Origin of the sequence: Actinoplanes sp. NPDC049548, from assembly GCF_040676695.1 — a bacterium.
Classification (GTDB): domain Bacteria; phylum Actinomycetota; class Actinomycetes; order Mycobacteriales; family Micromonosporaceae; genus Actinoplanes.
In genome coordinates this window covers 1-3,116 of the sequence record NZ_JBFAPM010000061.1, presented here as the reverse complement: position 1 = coordinate 3,116, position 3,116 = coordinate 1, and the positions used below count along the sequence as shown (strand labels likewise).

Annotated in this window: 4 protein-coding genes; all 4 read left to right on the top strand. The window is 69.8% G+C overall.

Features of this window, described 5'->3' with window-relative positions; translation table 11 throughout:
* On the top strand, nt 1–429 hold a 429-nt coding region (locus AB0J80_RS38440; protein WP_364714769.1), incomplete at its 5' end, for a 3-oxoacyl-[acyl-carrier-protein] synthase III C-terminal domain-containing protein.
* Nucleotides 426–1,085, top strand: a complete 660-nt coding sequence (gene dpgB, locus AB0J80_RS38435) for an enoyl-CoA-hydratase DpgB (RefSeq protein ID WP_364714767.1) — start codon at nt 426–428, stop codon at nt 1,083–1,085. The genes AB0J80_RS38440 and dpgB, both read left to right, overlap by 4 nt.
* Nucleotides 1,082–2,362: a (3,5-dihydroxyphenyl)acetyl-CoA 1,2-dioxygenase DpgC gene (dpgC, locus tag AB0J80_RS38430; RefSeq protein WP_364714765.1), complete on the top strand. Its 1,281-nt coding sequence runs from the start codon at nt 1,082–1,084 to the stop codon at nt 2,360–2,362. Before dpgB ends, dpgC begins: the two co-directional genes overlap by 4 nt.
* Nucleotides 2,359–3,116 (top strand): enoyl-CoA-hydratase DpgD (dpgD, locus tag AB0J80_RS38425; protein ID WP_364714764.1); only part of this gene is annotated, 758 nt, incomplete at its 3' end. The genes dpgC and dpgD, both read left to right, overlap by 4 nt.

Genomic DNA, 3,116 nt, shown 5'->3' with positions numbered 1-3,116 from the left:
CTGAAGTTCGCCAGCCTGTTGATCACGGATGCGATCGAGGCGATGCGGTACGACTGGGACAGTGACCTGGATCGGTTCAGTTTCTTCCTGGACCCGCAGATCCCGTATGTGGTGGGTGCGCACGCCGAGCTGGTGGTGGATCGGCTGCTCGCCGGGACGGGGCTGCGGCGTAGTGATGTCGGGCATTGGCTGGTGCACTCCGGCGGCAAGAAGGTGATCGACGCGGTGGTGGTGAACCTGGGGTTGAGCCGTCACGATGTGCGCCACACCGTGGGGGTGCTGCGTGATCACGGCAATGTGTCCAGTGGGTCGTTCTTGTTCTCTTATGAGCGGCTGGTCGAGGAGAAGATCACTAGGCCGGGCGAGTTCGGGGTGTTGATGACGATGGGTCCGGGTTCCACGATCGAGACAGCGCTGGTGCAGTGGTGAGCGCGGCGGGGGTGGGTGATCTGGTCCTGCGCGTCGATGGCAGGCGGCCGGTGTCGGCCGCCGGGGTCGAGGAGGTGCTGCGGCTGTGTGACCGGGCCGAGGACGGCTACAAGGCGGGTGTGTTCGTCGCCTACGTTTCGGGGGCTCCGCTTCCGGGCTGGACCGCGGCGCTGGATGTGGGGTTGCTGACCAAGTGGGAACGGGCGGTGCGCCGGCTGGAACGCCTGGGGTTGACCACGGTCGCGGTCGCTGCGGGTGACTGCGGTGGCACGGCGCTGGATGTGTTGCTGGCGACCGACTTTCGGATCGCGGTGCCCGGGGTCCGGTTGGTGCCGCCGATCGAGGGGGAGGCGACCTGGCCGGGGATGTCGCTGTTCCGGCTGGCCCGTCAGGGCGGCCTGAGCGCGGGGCTGCGGCGCGCTGCGCTGCTCGGCACACCAGTCGAGGCCGCTACGGCCGGCCTGGTCGACGTGGTCGCCGAGGAGCCGGACTCGGTGCTGGCGGAGGTCGCTGCCGCGGCGGCCGCCTTCACCGGTAAGGAGTTGGCGATCCGGCGGCAGTTGCTGCTGGATGCGGTGCAGTACAGCTTCGAGGAGGCCCTCGGCGCCCACCTGGCCGCGTGCGACCGCGCGCTGCGCCGCGGCGCGGCGTCGTGACCGCGGTGACCGCGCCGTCGGACTTGGGCGCGGACCGGGTGCGGTTGGCCGAGGCGGCGGCGGACACTGAACGGCTGCTCGCGGTGCTCCCGCCGCCGGCCGACCGGACCGCGGCGCAGCAAGCTGAAGCGGCACAGGCCCATGACGCTGTGCGTCAGCTGCGCGCCGGTTTCATGGACGCGTACGCCGACAAGGTCTACGACGAGCTCACCGCCGACCGCACCCGCTACCTGCGGGTCGGCGAGCTGGCCGAGGCGGCGGCGTACGCGATTCCCGGGCTGACGCCTACGGCCCGGCAGCTGGCCGGTGAGCGGTCCCGTCCGCAGGCCGGTAAGGAAGGCCGGGAGATCGACCAGGGGATCTTCCTGCGCGGCATCCTGCGCTCACCGCAGTCCGGGCGGCACCTGATGACCGCGATGCTGCGGCCCACCGAACGCGCCCAGGGGTTGCTCCCGGAGTTCCAACGCACCGGCGTGCTCGAGACCGAGGCGGTGCACCTGGAACGCCGCGACGGGGTGGCCTGGCTGAGCATGTGCCGGTCGGAGTGCCTCAATGCTGAGGATGAGCGTCAGGTTGATGACATGGAGACCGCTGTCGACCTGGCCCTGCTCGATCCGGGCGTGCAGGTTGGTCTGGTCCGCGGCGGGGTGATGACCCATCGCCGGTATCGGGGTAGGCGGGTGTTCAGCGCTGGTATCAACCTGAAACGGCTCAGCGCTGGCGAGATCACCCTGACCGGGTTCCTGCTGCGCCGGGAGCTGGGCTATCTGCACAAGATTTTCCGTGGTCTTGATGGCGGGGTGGTGCAGAAGCCGTGGGTGGGGGCGGTGGACACGTTCGCGATCGGTGGCGGGATGCAGCTGCTGCTGGTCTTGGACTACGTCCTGGCCGCCTCGGATGCGTTCCTGAGCCTGCCCGCCGCGCAGGAGGGAATCATCCCGGGCGCGGCGAACCTGCGTCTGGGCCGGGTCGCGGGCCCGCGGCTGGCCCGGCAGGTCATTCTCGGTGGGCGCCGGATCTCAGCGGCTGAGCCGGAGGCACGCCTGCTCATCGACGAGGTCGTCGCCCCGCAGGAGATGGACGCGGCGGTGGAACGGGCGGTGGATCGGCTGCGTGGTGAGGCGGTCGCCGCGAACCGGCGGATGATCAATCTGGCGCAGGAGTCACCGGACGACCTACGCGCGTATCTGGCCGAGTTCGCTTTCGAGCAGGCTTTGCGGATCCACGCGAGCGATGTGATCGACAAGGTCGGCCGGTTCGCCGGAAGCGCCTCGTGAGCCGGGTGCGGTTGACCAAGAGCGGTCACGTCGCGCGGGTCATCCTGGATCGTCCTGAGGTGCTCAACGCGATGGACGTGCGTATGCACGCCGAGCTGGGTCGGATCTGGGATGACATCGAGGCCGACGACCACATCCGGGTCGTGGTGCTGACTGGTGCGGGGGACCGCGCGTTCTCGGTGGGGCAGGACCTCAAGGAACGAGCAGCCTCGGGCGCACCGGCTTCCAGTTTCGGTAGCCGGGGGCAGCCGGGTTGGCCACGGTTCACCGAGCGGTTCCGGTTCAGTAAGCCGGTGATCGCCCGGGTCGACGGCTACGCCTTGGGCGGTGGCCTGGAACTGGCGCTGGCCTGCGACATCATCGTCGCGTCCGACCGGGCGCAGTTCGGCCTGCCGGAGGTGCGTCTGGGGCTGGTCCCGGGTGCCGGTGGGGTGTTTCGGCTGGTCCGGCAGCTGCCGCAGAAGGTCGCGATGGGCTATCTGCTCACCGGCCGGCGTTTCGACGCGGCAACCGCCCACGCCTACGGGCTGGTCAACGAGGTGGTACCCGCCGAGCGGCTGGACGCCTGCGTGCAGCAGTGGGTCGACGACCTGCTCGCCGCCGCACCACTAGCGGTCCGGGCCATCAAGGAAGCCGCCGCGTGCTCGGCGCACCTGCCACTTTCCGAGGCCTTCACCACCACCTACCCGTGGGAGGAAAGGCGACGGCACAGCGCAGACGCTCTGGAAGGCCCGCGCGCGTTCGCCGAGAAACG